Here is a 19359-nt window from a genome sequence, read left to right as displayed (position 1 = left end):
AGCGTAATCCTTAGATGGATTACGCTTCTTTTTTGTTCTCCGTCCTTCTTAAACGGCACGATCATCTTTAAGTTGGAAACGGGATACAAAATACCAAATGAGCTCCCGGCGTGAGTATACGCTTGTCTTGGCGAAAATGGATTTTAAATGATCCTGAACTGTATACGCGGATATATTCATCGCTGCAGCGATTTCATTGGAAGAGTAGCTCCGGAGCACATAGCCCAGCAATTCCCGTTCACGCACAGATAAACCGTGACTCTCCGCAAGCAGGGGTAGCAAATCCTGCGGCATAGCCTGTTCAAGTCTGACGGCGATCTGATCCGGACCAGTCATCTGCTGCATGCGACTTGCGTGTAGCACAAGATATCGACCATCCAGTAGCTGTATGCAGACTTTGGAAGGTGACTTTGCGGACAACTCCGAAGATACAGCCGATGACAGCGTCTGGCTCAACAAATGAGAACTAACTGCGCGTACCGGACGAGGCAGAATGTCCGGGCCTACTAACTCAAGCCGCTGCAATTGGGTTAGCCAATATTGTGCTGAGTCATTGGATGACAATAACTGAAAGGTATCGGTTATCATTATAAGCCCCGGATCGGCTGGACTTCCTTGTTTGATCTCATCCATAAGTGACAGACTGGTCCTTTTCAACATCCTGGCTATGGAAGTGGTCCATTCTTCAATCCATTGCCCTTCCTCTTCCGAGAAGAAAGGCTGATCTGCCTTTCGATAGAGGGTGAGGTAACCCCAACACGTCTCGTCACAGATCAGGACTGCTCGAAGCTCATCCCTGAAACCAGCAGGCTGCAAGATCGAACGATATCGCAAACTTCGTTCGGGCATAGCATGGATGGATGCCTGTAGAAGGGCAATAGGCTTGTTGCTGCGAATCAAGTCTGCATATTTATGTACATCGTCTTCCGTATATTCGTTAATGAACAGCCGATCATGTATCGCTTCAATGCCGTCTTCTGTCACAGCACCGGTTGATAACAGGGTCTGTGGGTCCACTGTCGTAAAACAGTATGCATCATAGGGAACAACGGCGTGGATTGCTTTTAGTACGGCTTCCCTATAGGTACGGGAGGTCCAGGATCCTTTTTCGAGAGACGTTATGGATGTTCTGCCTTGCTCTAATGCTGACTTCATATCAGGTGTCTCCTCTCCCGCGGGGGTATCCCATTGTTCTGGGATTGTAGGCTCATCGTACTCTTTTATAATGAAATTAGATGAATCAGGAGTCAAGTTTAACATCAACACAGAAGGAGTGTTGCACCATGAACGCGGATCACTCATCCCTGATGAGCTGGAAGACAGCAGATGAAAATCGTTATGAACAATCCATTTCCCTGAAGATTCCGGGATATTCCCATATGCATGATCTGATGGAGAGGCTGCTAGCTGCATCATTAACGGATAACAACGAATCTAAGATACTCATTGCAGGTGCCGGAGGAGGGAAAGAGATTACATTGCTCGCTGATAGACACCCAGGGTGGACGTTCACCGGCGTTGATCCTTCCGGACCCATGCTTCAGTTAGCGAAGCGAAGGGTTGCTGAAGCAGGATTAGGTCCAAGAGTGAAACTGGAAGGCATAACGGTGGAAGAACTGCCACTGGATGAGTTATACGAAGGGGCAACAAGCATGCTGATGCTGCATTTCCTTCAGGGTATGGAGGCGAAGAGGAAATTTATGACCAGTCTCGCTGCGAGGCTTAAATCCGGAGCACCGCTGCTTCTTGCCGCCGTCAACGCTGATCTGAGTTCACCTGCCCATAAGGTCATGATGAACGCATGGAGGGACCACATGTTAAGTGCGGGAATAACACGGGAAGAATGGGATCGGTTTGCGGCATCCCTGGGAAAGGAGTCTGATCCGATCTCGTCTGAGCAGACCGTGGCGCTGCTCTCTGAATGTGGTTTTACTCATATTACACGCTATTTTGGAGCATTTTGGGTGGAGGGTTATTATGCAATTCGAATCTAATGTTAAGGCAAATAAAGACCAAATCTGGGTCGTAGGCGGCTATGGTCAAGTAGGACAAATGATATGCACCCAGCTAGGGCAGTTGTTCCCGGGTAAAGTGCGGGCAGCGGGAACTCGGATGAATCGAGCGGAGGAATTCAGTCGCACTACAGGAGGGACTGTGAAGCCGCTGCAGCTGGATGTGAGACAAGCTATCGATCCAGTCATGCTGGAATCAGTTAAGCTGGTCATCATGTGTGTCGATCAATCGGATACGAGGTTTGTGGAGGCATGCGCACAATCAGGAACGGATTATATGGATATCTCGGCCAAGGTGGATTTTCTTGCTCAAGTGGAAACATTACATAAGAAAATGCAGCATCACAAGGCAACAGCCATGCTGAGTGTGGGCCTGTCACCTGGCGTGACGAATCTGCTTGTACGTGAAGCTGCTGCTCAACTGAATCAGGTGGATGAGGCAGAAATTACCATCATGCTGGGACTGGGGGAGAAGCACGGAAAGGCAGCGGTGGAGTGGACTGTTGATCAGATGAATGCGACTTATACTGTGATGAAGGATGGTAAGCCAACCGAGGTAAGGAGTTTCCAGGATGGCAAATGGATTGATTTTGGACCAAAGCTGGGACGCAGAAAGGCATATCGGTTTAACTTCTCGGATCAACATGCGGTTGCCCGCACGCTTAATATTCCAACCGTGTCTACTCGCCTATGCCTGGATTCCCGTTGGATTACAAGATCCATGGCGATTACAAAGAGAGCAGGGGTGTTCAGCTTGCTGCGTTACCCTTCCATTCGAAGCGGAACGGTCAAGGCATTCGCTCTCATTCCCGGCGGAGAAGAGATGTTTGCAGTCAAGGTGGATGCAGTTGGATGGAAGCAAGGCAAACCGGTTCGAATAGAGCACCTGCTGGTGGGTGAGCGCGAAGCCGATGCGACGGCAGCAGTGGCTGCAGCGGTTGCGGAACGAATGTACCGGACTGAGTTGGCCCACGGCGTCTTCCATATTGAACAATGTCTCACCCTGCAAGATGTTCAAAATGCGCTCCCATCTCCGCTGAATGTCGTGACCGTTATCAAGTGAGCATTTTGGATAAACCCCATAAGTGCGCTCCAATCTTCAATTTTATAGATCGTAATTCAAGTTGATTATTTTGGCTCACCTCTCCAATCTGCTATGATGGAACCAGAATCATGACAAGAGCGGAGGGGGATCATGACCTGTATTGCAGTGCTGCCATACTATAAAGTACAGAGGGAAGTGACAGGTCTCGCCCAAGAGATCAAGTCGAACGAACGATCCATGATCCTGTACTCGGACAAAATAGTAACGAAATATCGCGAGTTTCATATCAAGGATGTATTCGACATGTCCTTCCGAAGAATGGGAGATGAGGGGGGATTTTTCTACCTCCATACAAGTACCGGGGTGTATCCCTATATGGTGAAAATGGACCCCAAACCTTTCATCCAAAGTTATCGAAAGATAACGATGCCGAAATATTCATGACTTGACCTTTCCGTTACGTGAAGGCTTATCCTTTGGATCTGAGCTATTTATTTGAATCCAGAGGAGCTGTGAAACGAATGGGCATATTGATTCAGCAAGCGATGATTCTATCTATGAAAGACGGAGAGGCCCCCTTCCTGGGGGATATTCGTATTGAAGGAGACCGGATTGCCGAGATCTCGCATCACCTTGCCGCCAATCCGGGTGACGACATCATGAACGGAAAAAACATGCTTGCCATGCCGGGTCTGATTAATGCACATCAGCATTCCCCAATGAGTTTGCTTCGCGCGTTTTCGGATGATCTGAGGTTAATGGATTGGCTGGACCGCAAAATGCTGCCTGCTGAAGCACAAATGACGCCTGAAGACATCTATTGGGGAGCCCAATTGTCCATGGCCGAGATGATTCGATCGGGTACCACAGCCTATGCAGATATGTATATCCACATGAATGAGATCGCTGAAGCCGTATCCAAAACGGGCATGCGTGCATCTCTCACGCGCGGAATGGTATTCATGGAGGATGACGGAGGCCGTAGGATGCAGGAAGCCATTGATCTCGTTCAACGCTGGTCAGGCAAGGCGGATGGAAGAATTACAACGATGTATGGGCCACACTCGCCATACACCTGTCCCATGGAACCGCTAATGGAGGTTATTGCCCTGGCTGAACAGGATGATATACCTCTTCATATCCATCTGGCCGAAACGAAGGAAGAAGTTGCGAAGATTCGCGAACGTTACGGTATGACCCCAACGCAATACCTTGAGGAAGCAGGTATGTTCGAGAACGCACATGTGCTGCTTGCCCATGGAGTGCACCTCAATCGCAGAGATATCGGCAGGCTAAAAGGCATGCGTGGAGGCATAGCCCACAATCCGGTCAGCAATCTGAAGCTGGGTTGCGGCATTGCTCCAATCACGGACATGATTGCACAGGAGATCCAAGTCGGACTCGGAACAGATGGAGCTGGTAGTGCGACGACTCTAGATATGTTCGAAGAGATCAAAGCTGCAACATGGCTGCAAAAGCTCGATTACGGAGATCCGACTCGCTTGCCGGCAAAACAAGTGCTGCAGATGGCGACTCGGGGCAGCGCGGGTCTGCTTAAGCTTGAAGAGGAAGTAGGCATGCTGGAGGCAGGGCGCAAGGCGGATCTGATTCTGATCGATCTGGAGAAGCCCCATCTTCAGCCTGTACATGAGGTGGAGTCTCTCCTTGCATACAGCGTAAATGGTGCGGACGTCGATACGACGATTGTAAACGGACAGGTTCTGATGAGAGGCAGGAGGCTCTTAACGATCGATGAAGATGAACTTTATCGTGAGGTGAAAGTTAGAGCGAAGCGGATTGTTGAGGGAATTTAATATTCTCTTTCGTATGAGGGATAAGGAGGCCAGCTTGGAACCGAGGTTCTTAGCTGGCGTAATTGCATATACACGGAAGTGTAATGTTCGGGAGCCCCATCTTTAACCTTAGTCAGTGAGGTTAATATATATTTTTTGTTTACTAGCAGATCATTTGATAAAATAGAAGAGACGTGAAGAGTGAGTCTTTTAGAATGAAGTAGATTAGGACGTGGACTCAGGCGGTTGGTTTAAAATTTTTGTTTGCGCGTCCATGTGAATATATGAACATAAATATATATTATATCAAAAGAATGGAGCCATCCCATGAAATATCGCAATATGGAAGACTGCATCAACGATCTGGAGCAGCATGGACATCTGATCCGGATTAAGGAAGAAGTAGACCCGAATCTGGAAATGGCCGCAATACATATGAAAGTGCACGAGGCGAAAGGCCCGGCGCTGTTGTTTGAAAATGTAAAAGGCTCGAAGTTCCAGGCGGTATCCAATCTGTTTGGCACGCTCGAACGCTGCAAATTCATGTTCCGTAACACGCTCGAAGGCGTACAACGGGTCATGGCCGTACGGGACGATCCGATGAAGGCGCTCAAGACGCCATTGCAGCACATCAGCACAGGTCTAGCAGCGTGGCAGGCGCTGCCCAAACAGAAGTCGATCAGTCTGCCCGTGTCGGCTCAGGAAATTCAAATCTCGGATCTGCCGCTGATCAAGCATTGGCCTATGGATGGGGGGGCCTTTGTAACGTTGCCTCAGGTATATTCGGAGGACCCGGATAAACCGGGGATCATGAACTCCAATCTGGGTATGTATCGTGTCCAGCTGAGCGGCAATGATTATGCAATGAACAAGGAAATTGGGCTCCACTATCAGATTCATCGCGGGATCGGTATACACCAGGCGAAGGCTGTCAAAAAGGGAGAGCCGCTGAAAGTCAGTATTTTTATCGGTGGTCCTCCAGCTCATACCCTGTCTGCGGTGATGCCTTTGCCTGAAGGTCTCAGTGAACTGACCTTCGCCGGTCTGCTCGCTGGACGTCGTTTCCGTTATAGCTACAAGGATGGATACTGTATTAGCAATGACGCTGATTTTGTCATTACCGGAGATATTTATCCAGGTGAAACGAAACCGGAAGGACCGTTTGGTGATCATCTGGGCTATTACAGTTTGACGCATGAGTTCCCGCTGATGAAAGTGCACAAAGTGTATGCGAAGCCTAATGCAATCTGGCCATTTACGGTAGTCGGTCGTCCTCCGCAGGAGGATACGGCATTTGGTGATCTAATCCATGAAATTACGGGCGATGCGATCAAACAGGAGATTCCGGGTGTCAAAGAAGTACATGCTGTAGACGCTGCCGGGGTGCACCCTCTTTTATTTGCAATCGGAAGTGAGCGTTACACGCCATATCAGACGGTGAAGCAGCCGACAGAATTGTTGACCATTGCAAACCGTATTCTGGGTACGGGGCAGCTTAGTCTGGCCAAGTATCTGTTTATTACAGCTGAGGATCAGCAGCCGCTGGATACCCACCGCGAAGTGGAATTCCTGACCTATATTCTGGAGCGCATGAATTTGCAGCGGGATATCCATTTTCATACCAATACAACCATCGATACACTGGATTACTCAGGAACCGGGTTAAATACCGGTAGTAAGGTCGTTTTTGCAGCCTACGGCGAGAAGATTCGGGAGCTGTGCACAGAAGTGCCGGATACCTTGAAAAATATTCGTGGTTATACAAATGCACAGCTGATTATGCCGGGGATCGTATCGATTCAGACGTCAGCTTTTACGAGTTATGAAGAGACGGCGCGGGAAATGCAGCAATTTACGGATATGCTGAAGGAACAAGGAGGACTTGATTCCTGTCCATTGATCATTCTGTGCGATGACAGCTCTTTCCTGAGTGCAAGCCTCAGCAACTTCTTATGGGCTACATTTACGCGCAGCAATCCATCACACGACATGTATGGGGTAAACAGCAGCTATACGCATAAGCACTGGGGCTGCGATCAGATAATTATTGATGCCCGGGTGAAGCCGCATCAGGCACCACCGCTTATACCTGATCCTGCGGTTGAGAAAAGCATCGAACGTTTATTCGTCAGTGGAGCCAGTCTGGCATCAGTCAAAATTTAGCTCAATAGGGAAGGGCCCAAACAGAAGTTTGGGCTCTTTATATTTCTCCCTTCCAAAGAAAGGTAACATTCCATGTTCCTTATTTGGCAAAACCGGGATTATTTTAGAAGTATGAATGAGAAGAAAGTCTTACTCGTTCGTATTTCCTTTTGCGATTAAGGTCGTTTGAACTATGCAGAAAATCAAGAAAATGAACGATATAAAGAAGTATAGGTATTTTGGGGACCCAATCCATCGGGTACTGTTACTATAATGAATTGTTCAGGGGGAATACCGATTGAGAATCCATATTATGAACCTGCAAGACGGAGACCGTCTGACTGCGGATACATTTAGCGATGCGGGGTTGCACATTCTCGGGAAAGGGACTGTAATCAAAAGTGAGGATATTTCCTTGCTCATGCAGCACCGTGTGGACTATGTAGATATTGAATCACGTGAAGAAGAAATAACAGAAGCTGAGTTTTTTGCCGCTGCAGCCAAATTTGCAGCCGGTTCGAGTATGGCAGCTGGTTCGAGTATTAAGGAAGAACCGCCTGAAGAAGAAATGAAATCCCAATTTACACAGACTGTACATAATTACCAAAATGCATTTCTTGAAGCACTTACTGTGGGTAAATTCAATGCTACCATGGTGGACGATGCACTGCAGCCAATGGTGGATGGACTTGACGAGCAAAAGGATGTCGTACATCTCCTGATGATGCTGGAACGTGATGATGTAAACAACTACACACACTCCATTCAGGTTGGATTGCTGTCCTTCTATATTGCCAGCTGGATGGGTTATTCTCAGAAGGAAAGCTATCAGATCAGCCGCGGCGGCTATCTGCATGATATAGGCAAATGCAGAGTGTCCCATCGGATTCGTAACAAAGTGGAACCATTGACGGCGGATGAACAGCTTGAATTGCAGCGTCATACCATTTATGGTCATGATATCATCAAAAGTTCCATGACAGATGAGGCTACTGCGCTTGTAGCTCTTCAGCACCATGAACGTGAAGATGGCTCGGGGTATCCGATGCAAATAGATAAAAATGAAATCCATCCATACACGCAGATCGTGTCAGTGGCAGACGTATACATCGGCATGAGATCCGGTATTCACGGTGGAAGCAATCCGAACCTGATCAACAATCTGCGTGACATCTATTCGATGGGATTTGGCAAGCTGAATGAAAAGCCGGTTCAGGCCCTGATGCAGCACCTTCTTCCGAACTTTATCGGCAAGCAAGTTCTTCTGAGCAATGGTGAAAAAGGGGTAATCATCATGAATAATACGTCGGACATCTTCAATCCGCTGGTCAAGGTCGAGTCCGAGCAGTATCGTGACTTGTCCAAAGAACGCAGCATTGCTATTAAAGAACTGATTATTTAAGGTTATAAAAGTTTAGAGTAAAAACAGGTCTCCTGCATAATGACAGGGGACCTGTTTTTGTGTAACGGCCTTTGGTGCATTGTTCTCGAAGGAGAGCAAGCGTATACTGGGTACAAAATCCATTGTACCTGAGGAGCGATAAACCTTGATCGAAGTGGTCACCGAAATGACAATACGTGCTCCAATTGAAAAATGTTTTGATTATGCCCGGGATATTGATGTTCATACACAGACGGTATGGAGACATACACGGGAACGAGCTGTTTCGGGCGTGACCTCTGGCAGAATAGGTGCCGGCGACACGGTGACGTTTCAAGCAACTCATTTTGGCATAAGACAGAAACTGACTTCCCGTATCGTGCAATATGAACGTCCGCATGTGTTTGTCGATCAGATGGTAAAAGGGGCATTCCGGAGTATGCGTCACGAACATCATTTCAGCAGGATCGATGACCAAACCACTTGCATGAGGGACATGCTGAAATTTGAAGCACCACTCGGTGTGTTGGGAAGACTGGCCGAGCGGCTCGTCTTGAAGAATTATATGCATGCATTTATCCAAAGCCGCAACACGAAGCTGAAAGCCATGCTGGAACAGTTGAATGAATAGGTATGACAACAATTACTTATTAAGGAGTGATGAGTGATGGATAACGAATATTTTGTTGGTTGGGGCACCCTTGCGTTAATTAATGCCGGACTTGCTCAAGGAAAAAACAGAAGTGGGCTTAACTGGTTTCTGATTTCCCTCTTGTGTGGTCCGCTAGCCACGCTGTTCATTGTTGTATGGAATAAGTTAGAAAAATAATTCAGTTTCCTTTATGTGTTGGAGCACATGAGGAATGGATCACATTCCGTTGTAAGTAACAGTCAACAGCCCAGAACAGAAATCCTGCTGCACTTACACCTGCTCCCAACCAGCACACGCCCGTCCATCCTGCCCAGGCATACATCATAGTCGAAGCAATAGATCCGGCTGCACTGCCCACCGAGTAAAATATCATGTATGCAGCAGTAAGACGGCTCTGTGCTTCAGGGCGAACCTGATAGATTAGACTCTGGTTGGTGACGTGGATGGCCTGTACAGCGAGGTCGAGAACGATGACGCCAACGATCAGAAACCATAACGATTGGTGAACGAAGCTGATCAGCAGCCAGGACAGGAGGAGAAGCAGAAGAGCGAATCCAGTTGTGTGCTGTCCAAGACCCCGATCAGCGAGTTTGCCGGCGCGAGCAGCAGCCAGTGCACCTGCGGCACCTGCCAAACCAAAAGCACCGATGGCTGTATGGGACAACGAGAATGGAGGTGCGCTGAGCGGAAGGACTATGGCAGTCCATAAAATGCTGAAAGCAGTAAAAATCAGCATGCCCAGCACGCCACGAATTCGGAGTATAGGCAGCTCCCGATACAGTTTTATTACCGAAATAAGCAATTGAGGATAATTTAATTTTGTTCGCTGAGGCTCATGCTTCGGCAGGAGAAGGAGCAGGGCAACTACTCCGAGCAATGTTAGCGATGCGGAGAACAGGTAAACCGATCTCCAGCCGATCCAATCATTCAGGGTGCCCGCAACCGTTCGAGCGAGCAATATGCCAATCACGATTCCGCTAGTCACGAGTCCTACAATCCGTCCGCGTTCCGAAGGGGCAGCGAGTGCTGCGGCATAGGCAACGAGCGCTTGAGTATTAACAGCCAGTAATCCGACGAGTGCTATAGCTGTGAAAAAGATGGAACTAGATGGTGTGGTACCAACGACAAGCAGAGCCGCGACGGAGAAGAGCATCTGCACAATGATCAGTTTTCGTCTGTTAATCAGATCACCGAGAGGCACAAGAAAAAAGAGTCCAAGGGCATAACAGACTTGGGTCACTGTAATGATTACGCCGATATGTGAGTGGGAGATCCGGAAATCTCTGGCCATGGCATCCAAAAGGGGCTGAGCATAATAAATGCTGGCTACGGAAAGTCCGCTGCACAGAGCAAAGAGGAGCGCAACAAGTCGGGACATGCCAGCATGAGCTTTTGAAGATGGGTGTACCTGTTGAATCGGAGTATTCATGAGAGTCACCTTTCAAGAGTGGATTTTTGAATTTGTTTTATACTGATCAGTACATAATGATTCTGAATTAACATACTGTATATATCATTCAAATGTCAATTTTATATTTTAAAGTATTCGTGTGTTATTTATTCAATGATTTAGTGAAGGGTTAGAATTGACATCATGATGGATGATAGCTACGATATAGTATATCGATTGGTACATAAAAAGGAGAAAGAAAATGGTGAGACAACGGGAGTTTGATACCGATAAAGTGCTTGATGCAGCCATGCACATATTTTGGGATAAAGGATTTGAAGCCACGTCATTGACTGACCTGACATCCGCCATGGGTATTCAACGTCCCAGTTTGTATGCTGCCTTCGGGGACAAAAAAGAGTTATTTGAGACGGCGCTGCGCAGATATACCACCCTGCATGCTGCGCAAATTAGATCGAGGCTTCAGCATGAAGGGTCTGTAAAACAGGCATTTCGTGCGCTATTTGAGCACATTGGGGCGGAGGGGGATGTATCCAAGCCGAGCCACGGTTGTTTTTGTATTAATACGATGGTTGAACTGGCCCCGCACGATTCGAAATTCGCCGTTTTAACCCGGGAGCATCAGATGTATCTGGCAGTGATTTTTCAGGAGACGATCGAACGGGGGCAGCGGTCCGGAGAATTGTCCGGTGATCTGAATGCGAGTGCAGCTGCAAAATCTTTGGTTATTTCAATGATTGGACTTACTGTGTTAATGAAATCGGGGCCAGAGCGCTCGTTTGTAGAGCAAAGTATTGAGGCGGCGTTATTGATTATTGGAGGGGACTCGATATGATACAGCCCACCGAAACTTTGCTGGAATGGTTTCATTCGGGTCGTCCTCTGGATCTGGGTGTGCTTCAGTCCTATTGCCGAGTTATTGCGAGGTATGGGGACCGGGAGGACGCAGCGGTCTTGCTCCAGTTATATTTGGAGCATCCGGAGGATTATCGATATGTACTGCTGCTGGAGGTCGTCATGCGTTGCGGTGATTTGGAGCTTGCCCGGCAGCTTCATCAATGTAGTTTTGTGAATGGAAAGCTAAAAGAGGAGGTTCCCGGAGACATTCTGCATGTCCTGGCTTACATGGGATATCAACTCAGCACCGAATATCTGGTGGATTGTGTAATGACAGATGATTGGTATTTGTCCAAAGATGCCTGTTTGGCCTTGCTGCACATGCCTTGTGAGGATCAACATCAGCGATTGAAAGATAAATTTGAGCAAGTTTACGGAAATGCTATTTTCCCGGAGATCCTCCCTGCATTATGTGCAAAATGGGCTCCTGCTGATAAGATGGTGCCGAGACTTCTGGCATGGGGAGAACAGGCGTCAGTGGACTGCAATGGCGGGCTGGTGTGGGGTATTGCGATGTATGGAACATCCCAGAAGGAACAACTTCGAAATGTGTTATGGAACCCGAATTGGGAACTGTGCGCTAATGGAACAGGCAGTCATTGGTGGGCCTACATGGCCATGCCCATGGTCGGATTAACATTCTCGGATTTGATCAGAGATCTGATGGACGAAGAAGGCTTAGCTGCATTTACAGATAAAGCGAGTAGTGTGCAGACTTCCCAAGCAGGCTTAACAAGAAGTGTGGCTGCGGAGCATCGGTTTCACGTATTCCACGACTTGCTCCAGTTGAAACTCGAATCCGTCTCACACCCGCTTAGATATGTTAAGGAGAGCCAAGAATCAATGTTGAACCTGTATCATCAGCTGTTTAGCTGGAGTACACCACATGTGGATGATTCCATATTAGGTGTGATTGCGCGAGCACTCGGAATGGATCATGTGTTGGTCGAACGGTATAATCAATTGAGATCCAGGATGGAGCTATATGTCAGTCATGAAATTGAACTGGATGCGCTGTGTTAAGAGTGGGGTGCACGTCAAACCCCAGTATCGTAAATTGATAGGAAAATAATGATTTATATGAGACGATATGTAAAGTGAAACGTAAATATAGTAACATCCAATTCCGAGGAGGAATTTCATGGTACTTACTACATATTGGCGATTGTATCTTACTATTTTTTATGTCATAGGTGTATCGATAACGACTCTTGGTGGAGTAGGCATCATAACATTCAGTCTCCTCATGTTTGGAGTATTGGCTCTGGCCGCGATAGAAGCATCCCTCTTTACCAATGATCAGGGAAAATTAGATCGGTTTGTATTCAAAGTTCGGGGGTTGTCAAAGATCACGATTGCGATTATAATAACGGCGCTAATTTTTAAAATGTTAATATGAATTGAAGAGGCGGAACTGACTTCCGGCTCTTTTTTATGTCTAAGGACATTGGGCAGACCGGTGTCGAATTGATACAATACGGGTAGGTGTAGGATACAACGCATTTTGAAGGAGGGGTACATCTTGCAAACGAAATTACGTTGCGCCCTATTGGACGATTACCAGAACGTCGCCCTGTCATTGGCTGATTGGAATTCAGTCCAGGATCGGGTTGAGGTTCAGACCTTTAATCATTACATGGGCTCGGAAGAAAAGGTCATCCAGGAGCTGCAGGATGTGGATATCGTCATTCTGATGCGTGAGCGTACGCCGTTTCCTGAATCGGTTATATCCAGGCTTCCCAAGCTGAAGCTGCTGATTACAACTGGGATGCGAAATGCCTCAATTGATCTTAAGGCTGCGGAACGCCATGGAGTGACGGTGTGTGGGACAGAGGGCAGCTCCAATCCACCGACGGAACTAACCTGGGCACTTATCTTGGGACTGTCCAGGCAGTTGGTTACCGAAAATAATGCGCTGAAATCCAATCGCAACTGGCAGAGTACGGTCGGCATGGATTTGTACGGAAAGACGCTCGGGCTGCTCGGATTGGGCAAGATAGGTTCCCGGATGGCCGCGATTGCGAAGGCTTTTGGCATGAACGTCATGGCCTGGAGTCAGCATCTGACACCTGGACAAGCCGGAGAACAAGGCGTAATCTGGTGCGAAACAAAGGAAGAACTGCTGGAGCAAAGTGATATCGTGTCGATTCATCTGGTGCTAAGTGAACGTACTCGTCATCTGATTGGACAGGCTGAATTCCAGCGGATGAAAAAGACAGCATTGCTGATCAATACATCCCGTGCGGGAATTGTGGATCAGGGGGCTATGGTTGAGGCATTGCAAAATGGTCTGATCGCCGGGGCAGGACTTGATGTCTTTGAACAGGAGCCTTTGCCTGTTAATCATATCATGCGAACCTTACCTAACGTGCTGGCAACACCGCATTTGGGTTATGTGACCCGAGGGAATTATGAAATCTATTACAATCATGCGGTAGAAAACATCGAGATGTTTCTAAAAGGGAGCCCGATTAGACAGTTGATCGTGAAGTAATAACAAACCATGCCAGAGTGCTCGTCCGTTTTTATTAAATCGATACAGAACACAAAAAGGTGACCCTCAGGCCGTGATTGATGGCTGCGGGACACCTTTTTTGCTTGTAATTTTCATCATTTCATCCATCTATTGTGAGCCATTAGGAACGTGATGAAGAGGGACGAATCATCGCTACACTTGATTCACGTACGATAAGTCTGGGTTCAAACTGGATATGCTCATAGTCGGTAGTGCTCATCTCGCGGATTCGTTTGAGCAGTAATTCTGTCGCCAGCCTGGCAACCTCTTCGCCCATAATGGAAACCGAGCTGATCTGCGGGGACGAGACCGTAGTCCATTGATTATTATCGACCCCAACTACGGCGACATCTTCGGGTACACGTACGCCCAATTCTTTGAACCGGTTAACCAATCCGATGGCTACCATGTCATTGATGGCGTAGACTGCGTCTGGCATATGGGTCAGTCCATGGAAGTAATCCGCAGCGTTGGCACCCGTGTTAAGGGAGAAATCTTCCCCGAAATAGACAAGCGAAATATCGACATGAGGCAGAGCTTGTTCATAAGCACGGTAACGCTCCTCAATGATGTCCTTTGGGGCACCCGCATAGGCAATTCGGGTACGTCCAATTTTAATCAGATGTTCCATCACAAGTTTTCCCTCGGGCTGAGATAGAGAGACGATATCTGCCTTCATGCCGGGTTCAAGCCTTTTGCCATAGTTAATCATGGAGATGGGAAGAGGAGCCTTATCGATCAAGCCTGGCAGCGTTTTGGGATAAGCGAGCGGCATAAATATGAGACCGTCCACATGCAGCTTTTTAATATTTCGAATGGTTTCCAGTTCTGTACGGGCATTCCCCGCCGTATTAATCTGTACCACGTGGTAGCCATGCTGTTTAGCTGTTTGTTCCACAGACCAGGAGATCTCTGGAATGATGGCATTTCGTATATCCGGAACAACCAGGGCAATTTGGTGGGTCTGGCGTATTTTAAGACTCTGAGCAGATGTGTTGGGAACAAAACCGAGCTCTTCAATGGCCTGCATGACCTTATCTCTGGTTTTGCTGCTGATACCCTCAGAATTATTAATGGCTCTAGAAACGGTAGCAATTCCAACTCCCGCTAACTCCGCCACATCCTTGATGGTGACTTTTTGTTCTTTGCTCACGTTTGGGTAACCTCACTTCAACGGAAACGATTCCGAATCCATAGTAATTTCATGTTGAATTCATGTGTATACTCTGATTATAACACTTTTTGTAAGTCAATAGACTTTCCATGACCTATAACCGTAAGCAGGTTGTTAACTTATTCCAAACGTTCTTGAGCATATAATCTGTAAAACCTTTGGATACAGGCAATCACATCGGGTTTTATCATGCTGCATGTAAAGGCATAAAATTCATGAATTCGACTTATTTATGGGAAAATGTGTTTGACAGACTATCTAAACTGTGACATATTTAACTACGGAAACGTTTCCGGTTATATTCAAACCTATGATCTGGGAGATGAAATGAATGAAAGCATTACGTTGGCATGGAGTTAAAGATTTGCGTCTCGAACATATCGATGAACCTAGCCCGGCACAGGGGAAAGTTAAAATAAAAGTAGAGTGGTGTGGAATTTGCGGCAGTGACCTGCATGAATACACCGCAGGACCGATTTTCATTCCTGCTCAAGCGCCGCATCCGCTAACAGGCGAACAAGCACCTGTTGTGATGGGGCACGAGTTCTCGGGACAAGTCGTTGAAGTGGGTGAAGGGGTTACCCGTTATAAAGCTGGAGACCGTGTTGTCGTTGAACCTATCTATGCATGCGGACATTGTGAAGCCTGCAAACAGGGAAGATACAATCTGTGCGACCAGATGGGATTCCTCGGTCTCGCCGGAGGAGGCGGAGGTTTCTCCGAATACGTAACAGCTGAAGAGTATATGGTACACGCCCTCCCTGACTCCATTTCCTACGAACAGGGAGCATTGGTGGAGCCGTCTGCGGTTGCGCTGCATGCTGTGCGTCAAAGCAAGCTGAAAGTAGGCGATACTGCAGCTGTATTTGGTGCGGGTCCAATCGGTCTGCTCGTTATTGAAGCATTGAAAGCTTCCGGCGCCTCCGACATTTATGTGGTCGAGCTGTCCGAGGAACGCAAAGCGAAAGCCGAAGAGCTTGGCGCCATCGTTATTGATCCAACCCAGTACAATGTCGTGGAAGAGATTCATAGACGTACACACGGCGGCGTGAACGTTGCTTATGAAGTGACAGGTGTTCCACCTGTGCTGCAGCAGGCGATCGACTCGACACGTATTGGCGGAGAGCTGATGATCGTCAGCATTTTTGAGCAAGCGGCTCCGATTCTGCCTAACTCTATCGTCATGAAAGAACGTACAGTGAATGGTATTATTGGTTATCGTGATGTTTTCCCGGCCGTGATTAGTCTGATGGATAAAGGTTTCTTCCCGGCAGACAAGCTGGTGACCAAGCGTATTTCGCTGGATGAAGTGGTGGATCAAGGATTCGAAGCTCTACTGAAAGAGAAAAATCAGGTGAAAATCCTGGTCAAAGCCGAGTAGCAGCAACTCAGAAATCTTTTCTTTTAATAAAACGAAGTCATTTTGACGAAATAGAGTACCTGCGTAGGCAGCTCATCTTCGGATGCAGCTGTCTATTTTTGTTGAAAAGGGCGGAATGTATTGCATGCTTGTTCTGTTTTACATAATATAAAAAGATACAATTTGTATCGTTTATATGAAAAGGCATTCAATATCAAAACGAAGGAGGAAGCGGGCATGCATAACAACACGAAATGGGCAGCTCTAATTTTGACGATCGTTGCAAGCGTGGGCTGGATGCTTACAGGGAGTGCCAAGCCCAAAAGCAGTGACAAGGCCGAGCGCAAGCCGACGGTTGAACGGGCTATGGCGAAGGTATCCAATGTACCCATCAATTCTGCGGATGTGACAAGCAAGGTTGAGCTCCTTGGACGACCTTTTGCCAAAACGCCTTATGCCAATAATGTGTGGGATATGCAGTTGTACAGAGACAAGATATATTTGGGCCATGGCAACAGCAGCAATATGGGGGTAGCGCCGAACTCGGGGCCCATCCCGGTCATTTATTTCGATACAACAACCTCATCCTTTAATAGGCAGGCAGTCAGCAACAGCAATCCAGGAATTGTTCCATCGACCAAAATGGTTGTGGATGAAGAGCAGATTGATATTTATAAGGTGCTGGACGACAAGCTCTATATTCCGGGAAATGATTCTGACGGAGAGCAATGGAGTTTCGGAAACTTTTATCGGCTGGATGGGGACGTATGGACGAAATACCGCAACCTTCCGCTCGGGGTACACGTTTATGACCTTGCCTTGTATCAAGGCAAAATGTTTGCCGCCCTCGGAACAGAAGATAAGCCAACGATTCTGATTTCACATGATATGGGCGTAAGCTGGCAGAAGTTCGCAAACATTAATACGTTTGGACTGAGAGCGTATACGCTGTTTGAGCTCGGGGGCAAGCTGTATGCATCCGGCATGATGTATCCTGCCAATAAAATCTGGAATGACAAGACCAATTTCCTTGAGATTAACGCGAATCTGGAGAAGAAAGACGTCGTAATCTACGGTAACAAAATCCTGCCGGGACTGACCTATCAACAGGGCACGGTTCCGTATAACAAGATTGGGAAAAATGTTAACTTTGATAACAAGTTAGTCTATATCGCTGGTGGTGTATTCAATGACGGTCAATTGCTTCCTAAATCTTTGAATGTCATGACGGCCATTAACCAGGCTAGACGCGTGATTTTACCAGATGCCAAAGCCCTGCCAACAGACTTGCTTCTGCGCGACGGTAAAGTATATGTACTCACCTACACGTTGCAAAACAAAAACCTGTATATTAACCGGGTATACCAAACCACGGATCTGATCAATTGGCATGAAATCCTCCGGTTCAACCAGGATACGTATGCAAAGTCATTTGAAGAGCATGAAGGGGATTTCTACTTCGGTTTGGGCACGGATCCGGACGTCGTCTCACCTTCATCAGGCAAAATCCTCAGAGTTCATCGCAATGACATTCCTGTGAATTCGGATTAAGGGGAACGCACAGAAAGAGTAGGGAGTATATACTATGATTCATATCTATTTTTGGTTATCATTTAAAATGAAAAAGACGTAAACACAGAGCGTACACGTGCAGCAGCGTAATTGTTTTCCACTTGCTGCGGGGATGCTCTATTTTTTTATGTTACATAATAGATCACTTCATGAGCGAGTTTGAAAATAAAACTCACAAACTATAAAATGGAAAGGTAATTGGGTTCTGACATTCCACAAGATAAAGGAGCTATAAACAAATGAATATACCTTCAGCGTTGTTTACACCCTTCACTTCAGACAAGCTTACATTGTCCAATCGGATCGTCATGGCACCCATGACTCGCGGTTTCTCTCCAGAGGGTGTACCCGGGCCGGAAGTTGCTGAATATTACAGACGCAGAGCAGCTGGCGGTGTAGGGCTCATTATTACGGAGGGAACAGGGATTAACCATCCTTCCTCTGTAAGCGGTGCGAGTATCCCGTTATTTCATGGAGATGAATCCCTTCAGGGCTGGTCGAATGTGGTTCAAGCCGTCCATGAGGCGGGCGGTAAAATCATGCCTCAATTGTGGCATGTGGGCACAGCAAGGCGTACAGGTGATCTGCCTCATGCAGAAGCGGAGCCTGTTAGCCCCTCTGGCATCAGCATGGCAGGGGAAGAGAACAGGGAACCTTTAACCGAAGAAGAGATCCAAGGCCTCGTACAAGCGTTCGCACAAGCGGCTGCAGATGCGAAGCGGATCGGTTTCGATGGCATAGAATTGCATGGCGCTCACGGATACCTGATTGATCAGTTTTTCTGGGAACATACCAATCGTCGTACAGACAAGTATGGCGGTGACTTGGTCAGACGAACACAATTCGCAGTCGAGGTCATTGAAGCGTGCCGCAAGGCGGTTGGACCGAATTTTCCGATCGTGCTTCGTTTCTCGCAATGGAAAATGGGCAATTATGATGCTCGCCTGGTGGATACCCCGGAACAGCTGGAGCAATTTCTTGCGCCGCTGGCTGCGGCAGGCGTAGATATCTTTCATTGCTCGACTCGTCGCTTCTGGCTGCCGGAATTCGAAGGATCCGAATTAAACCTTGCCGGGTGGACACAAAAATTAAGCGGGAAACCTGCGATATCCGTTGGGTCCGTTGGTCTTGAAGCCGAATTCGTGGACCGATCAACCGAGAATCAGGGGACTGGCGATGCTCACTTGGACCAATTGAATACGATGTTAGAGAACAAGGAGTTTGAACTTATCGCTCTGGGACGTGTACTGCTTAGTGATCCGGAGTGGCCTGCAAAAGTACGTGAAGGACGCCAGTCCGAGATCATTCCATTTACAACTGAAGTGTTGAAAACATTGAATTAGTGAATAGTAGCTAATTATCAGCATTCTTCTGCATATTCACCAACAAGGAAGACAAAAACGAG

At 47.4% G+C, this 19359-nt stretch carries 17 protein-coding genes; 14 read left to right on the top strand and 3 right to left on the bottom strand.

Annotated features, from left to right (window positions below; translation table 11 throughout):
• Window positions 1–48 precede the first annotated feature (48 nt).
• On the bottom strand, window positions 49–1155 hold the full coding sequence (locus tag CHH60_RS06260; protein WP_095358416.1) for a helix-turn-helix transcriptional regulator: 1107 nt from the start codon (window positions 1153–1155) through the stop codon (window positions 49–51).
• A 128-nt stretch (window positions 1156–1283) separates the two neighbouring features.
• On the opposite strand from CHH60_RS06260, the gene CHH60_RS06255 reads away from it, so the two are divergent.
• From CHH60_RS06255 to CHH60_RS29710, 8 genes are all read left to right on the top strand, one after another.
• A complete protein-coding gene (locus CHH60_RS06255; RefSeq protein WP_095358415.1) occupies window positions 1284–1994 on the top strand; it encodes a class I SAM-dependent methyltransferase in 711 nt (236 codons plus the stop codon).
• On the top strand, window positions 1978–3075 hold the full coding sequence (locus tag CHH60_RS06250) for a saccharopine dehydrogenase family protein (RefSeq protein ID WP_095358414.1): 1098 nt from the start codon (window positions 1978–1980) through the stop codon (window positions 3073–3075). Before CHH60_RS06255 ends, CHH60_RS06250 begins: the two co-directional genes overlap by 17 nt.
• A 132-nt stretch (window positions 3076–3207) precedes the next feature.
• A complete protein-coding gene (locus tag CHH60_RS06245) occupies window positions 3208–3501 on the top strand; it encodes a hypothetical protein (protein ID WP_095358413.1) in 294 nt (97 codons plus the stop codon).
• Window positions 3502–3578: 77 nt separating this feature from the next.
• The gene (locus tag CHH60_RS06240; RefSeq protein ID WP_095358412.1) at window positions 3579–4871 is read left to right on the top strand and encodes an amidohydrolase; all 1293 of its coding nucleotides are present in this window, start codon (window positions 3579–3581) and stop codon (window positions 4869–4871) included.
• Window positions 4872–5177: 306 nt separating this feature from the next.
• On the top strand, window positions 5178–7013 hold the full coding sequence (locus CHH60_RS06235) for a UbiD family decarboxylase (protein WP_095358411.1): 1836 nt from the start codon (window positions 5178–5180) through the stop codon (window positions 7011–7013).
• A gap of 277 nt (window positions 7014–7290) precedes the next feature.
• Window positions 7291–8394 (top strand): HD-GYP domain-containing protein, encoded by a 1104-nt coding sequence (locus CHH60_RS06230; RefSeq protein ID WP_095358410.1) that lies wholly within the window; start codon window positions 7291–7293, stop codon window positions 8392–8394.
• A 154-nt stretch (window positions 8395–8548) separates the two neighbouring features.
• Window positions 8549–9004 (top strand): SRPBCC family protein, encoded by a 456-nt coding sequence (locus CHH60_RS06225; protein WP_341176630.1) that lies wholly within the window; start codon window positions 8549–8551, stop codon window positions 9002–9004.
• A gap of 36 nt (window positions 9005–9040) precedes the next feature.
• On the top strand, window positions 9041–9202 hold the full coding sequence (locus tag CHH60_RS29710) for a hypothetical protein (RefSeq protein WP_167301695.1): 162 nt from the start codon (window positions 9041–9043) through the stop codon (window positions 9200–9202).
• Window position 9203: 1 nt separating this feature from the next.
• Here the strand turns inward: CHH60_RS29710 and CHH60_RS06220 are convergent, their stop codons facing one another.
• A complete protein-coding gene (locus CHH60_RS06220) occupies window positions 9204–10403 on the bottom strand; it encodes an MFS transporter (RefSeq protein WP_369680176.1) in 1200 nt (399 codons plus the stop codon).
• A 274-nt stretch (window positions 10404–10677) separates the two neighbouring features.
• On the opposite strand from CHH60_RS06220, the gene CHH60_RS06215 reads away from it, so the two are divergent.
• The 3 genes from CHH60_RS06215 to CHH60_RS06200 all read left to right on the top strand — a co-directional run bounded on the left by CHH60_RS06215 (window position 10678) and on the right by CHH60_RS06200 (window position 13827).
• Complete coding sequence (locus tag CHH60_RS06215; RefSeq protein WP_095358407.1) at window positions 10678–11271, top strand: TetR/AcrR family transcriptional regulator; 594 nt, start codon at window positions 10678–10680, stop codon at window positions 11269–11271.
• Window positions 11268–12356 (top strand): hypothetical protein, encoded by a 1089-nt coding sequence (locus CHH60_RS06210; protein WP_095358406.1) that lies wholly within the window; start codon window positions 11268–11270, stop codon window positions 12354–12356. Before CHH60_RS06215 ends, CHH60_RS06210 begins: the two co-directional genes overlap by 4 nt.
• A gap of 499 nt (window positions 12357–12855) precedes the next feature.
• The gene (locus tag CHH60_RS06200; protein WP_095358404.1) at window positions 12856–13827 is read left to right on the top strand and encodes a D-2-hydroxyacid dehydrogenase family protein; all 972 of its coding nucleotides are present in this window, start codon (window positions 12856–12858) and stop codon (window positions 13825–13827) included.
• 142 nt (window positions 13828–13969) lie between these two features.
• Here the strand turns inward: CHH60_RS06200 and CHH60_RS06195 are convergent, their stop codons facing one another.
• Window positions 13970–15001, bottom strand: coding sequence for a LacI family DNA-binding transcriptional regulator (locus CHH60_RS06195; protein ID WP_095358403.1), 1032 nt, complete (start codon window positions 14999–15001; stop codon window positions 13970–13972).
• 352 nt (window positions 15002–15353) lie between these two features.
• Here CHH60_RS06195 and CHH60_RS06190 point away from each other — a divergent pair, with 352 nt between their 5' ends.
• The 3 genes from CHH60_RS06190 (at window position 15354) to CHH60_RS06180 (ending at window position 19297) form a co-directional block, all read left to right on the top strand.
• Window positions 15354–16403 carry a 2,3-butanediol dehydrogenase gene (locus CHH60_RS06190; protein WP_095358402.1) on the top strand — a complete coding sequence of 350 codons (1050 nt, stop codon included), beginning with the start codon at window positions 15354–15356 and terminating at the stop codon, window positions 16401–16403.
• Window positions 16404–16619: 216 nt separating this feature from the next.
• A complete protein-coding gene (locus CHH60_RS06185) occupies window positions 16620–17933 on the top strand; it encodes a hypothetical protein (RefSeq protein WP_095358401.1) in 1314 nt (437 codons plus the stop codon).
• Between the two features lie 260 nt (window positions 17934–18193).
• Window positions 18194–19297 (top strand): NADH:flavin oxidoreductase, encoded by a 1104-nt coding sequence (locus CHH60_RS06180; protein WP_095358400.1) that lies wholly within the window; start codon window positions 18194–18196, stop codon window positions 19295–19297.
• Window positions 19298–19359 lie beyond the last annotated feature (62 nt).

Origin of the sequence: Paenibacillus sp. 7523-1 (genome assembly GCF_002276415.1) — a bacterium.
Lineage (GTDB): Bacteria > Bacillota > Bacilli > Paenibacillales > Paenibacillaceae > Paenibacillus > Paenibacillus illinoisensis_A.
Note: the sequence above shows the minus strand (reverse complement) of the source record. Positions and strands in the feature narration are given on the sequence as shown.

Excerpts from the sequence above, each read along its gene's own strand:
- CHH60_RS06260 (WP_095358416.1), bottom strand. The coding sequence starts at position 1,155 with ATGAAGTCAGCATTAGAGCAAGGCAGAACATCCATAACGTCTCTCGAA.
- CHH60_RS06255 (WP_095358415.1), top strand. The coding sequence starts at position 1,284 with ATGAACGCGGATCACTCATCCCTGATGAGCTGGAAGACAGCAGATGAA.
- CHH60_RS06250 (WP_095358414.1), top strand. The coding sequence starts at position 1,978 with ATGCAATTCGAATCTAATGTTAAGGCAAATAAAGACCAAATCTGGGTC.
- CHH60_RS06245 (WP_095358413.1), top strand. The coding sequence starts at position 3,208 with ATGACCTGTATTGCAGTGCTGCCATACTATAAAGTACAGAGGGAAGTG.
- CHH60_RS06240 (WP_095358412.1), top strand. The coding sequence starts at position 3,579 with ATGGGCATATTGATTCAGCAAGCGATGATTCTATCTATGAAAGACGGA.
- CHH60_RS06235 (WP_095358411.1), top strand. The coding sequence starts at position 5,178 with ATGAAATATCGCAATATGGAAGACTGCATCAACGATCTGGAGCAGCAT.
- CHH60_RS29710 (WP_167301695.1), top strand. The coding sequence starts at position 9,041 with ATGGATAACGAATATTTTGTTGGTTGGGGCACCCTTGCGTTAATTAAT.
- CHH60_RS06220 (WP_369680176.1), bottom strand. The coding sequence starts at position 10,403 with ATGTCCCGACTTGTTGCGCTCCTCTTTGCTCTGTGCAGCGGACTTTCC.
- CHH60_RS06215 (WP_095358407.1), top strand. The coding sequence starts at position 10,678 with ATGGTGAGACAACGGGAGTTTGATACCGATAAAGTGCTTGATGCAGCC.
- CHH60_RS06210 (WP_095358406.1), top strand. The coding sequence starts at position 11,268 with ATGATACAGCCCACCGAAACTTTGCTGGAATGGTTTCATTCGGGTCGT.
- CHH60_RS06190 (WP_095358402.1), top strand. The coding sequence starts at position 15,354 with ATGAAAGCATTACGTTGGCATGGAGTTAAAGATTTGCGTCTCGAACAT.
- CHH60_RS06185 (WP_095358401.1), top strand. The coding sequence starts at position 16,620 with ATGCATAACAACACGAAATGGGCAGCTCTAATTTTGACGATCGTTGCA.
- CHH60_RS06180 (WP_095358400.1), top strand. The coding sequence starts at position 18,194 with ATGAATATACCTTCAGCGTTGTTTACACCCTTCACTTCAGACAAGCTT.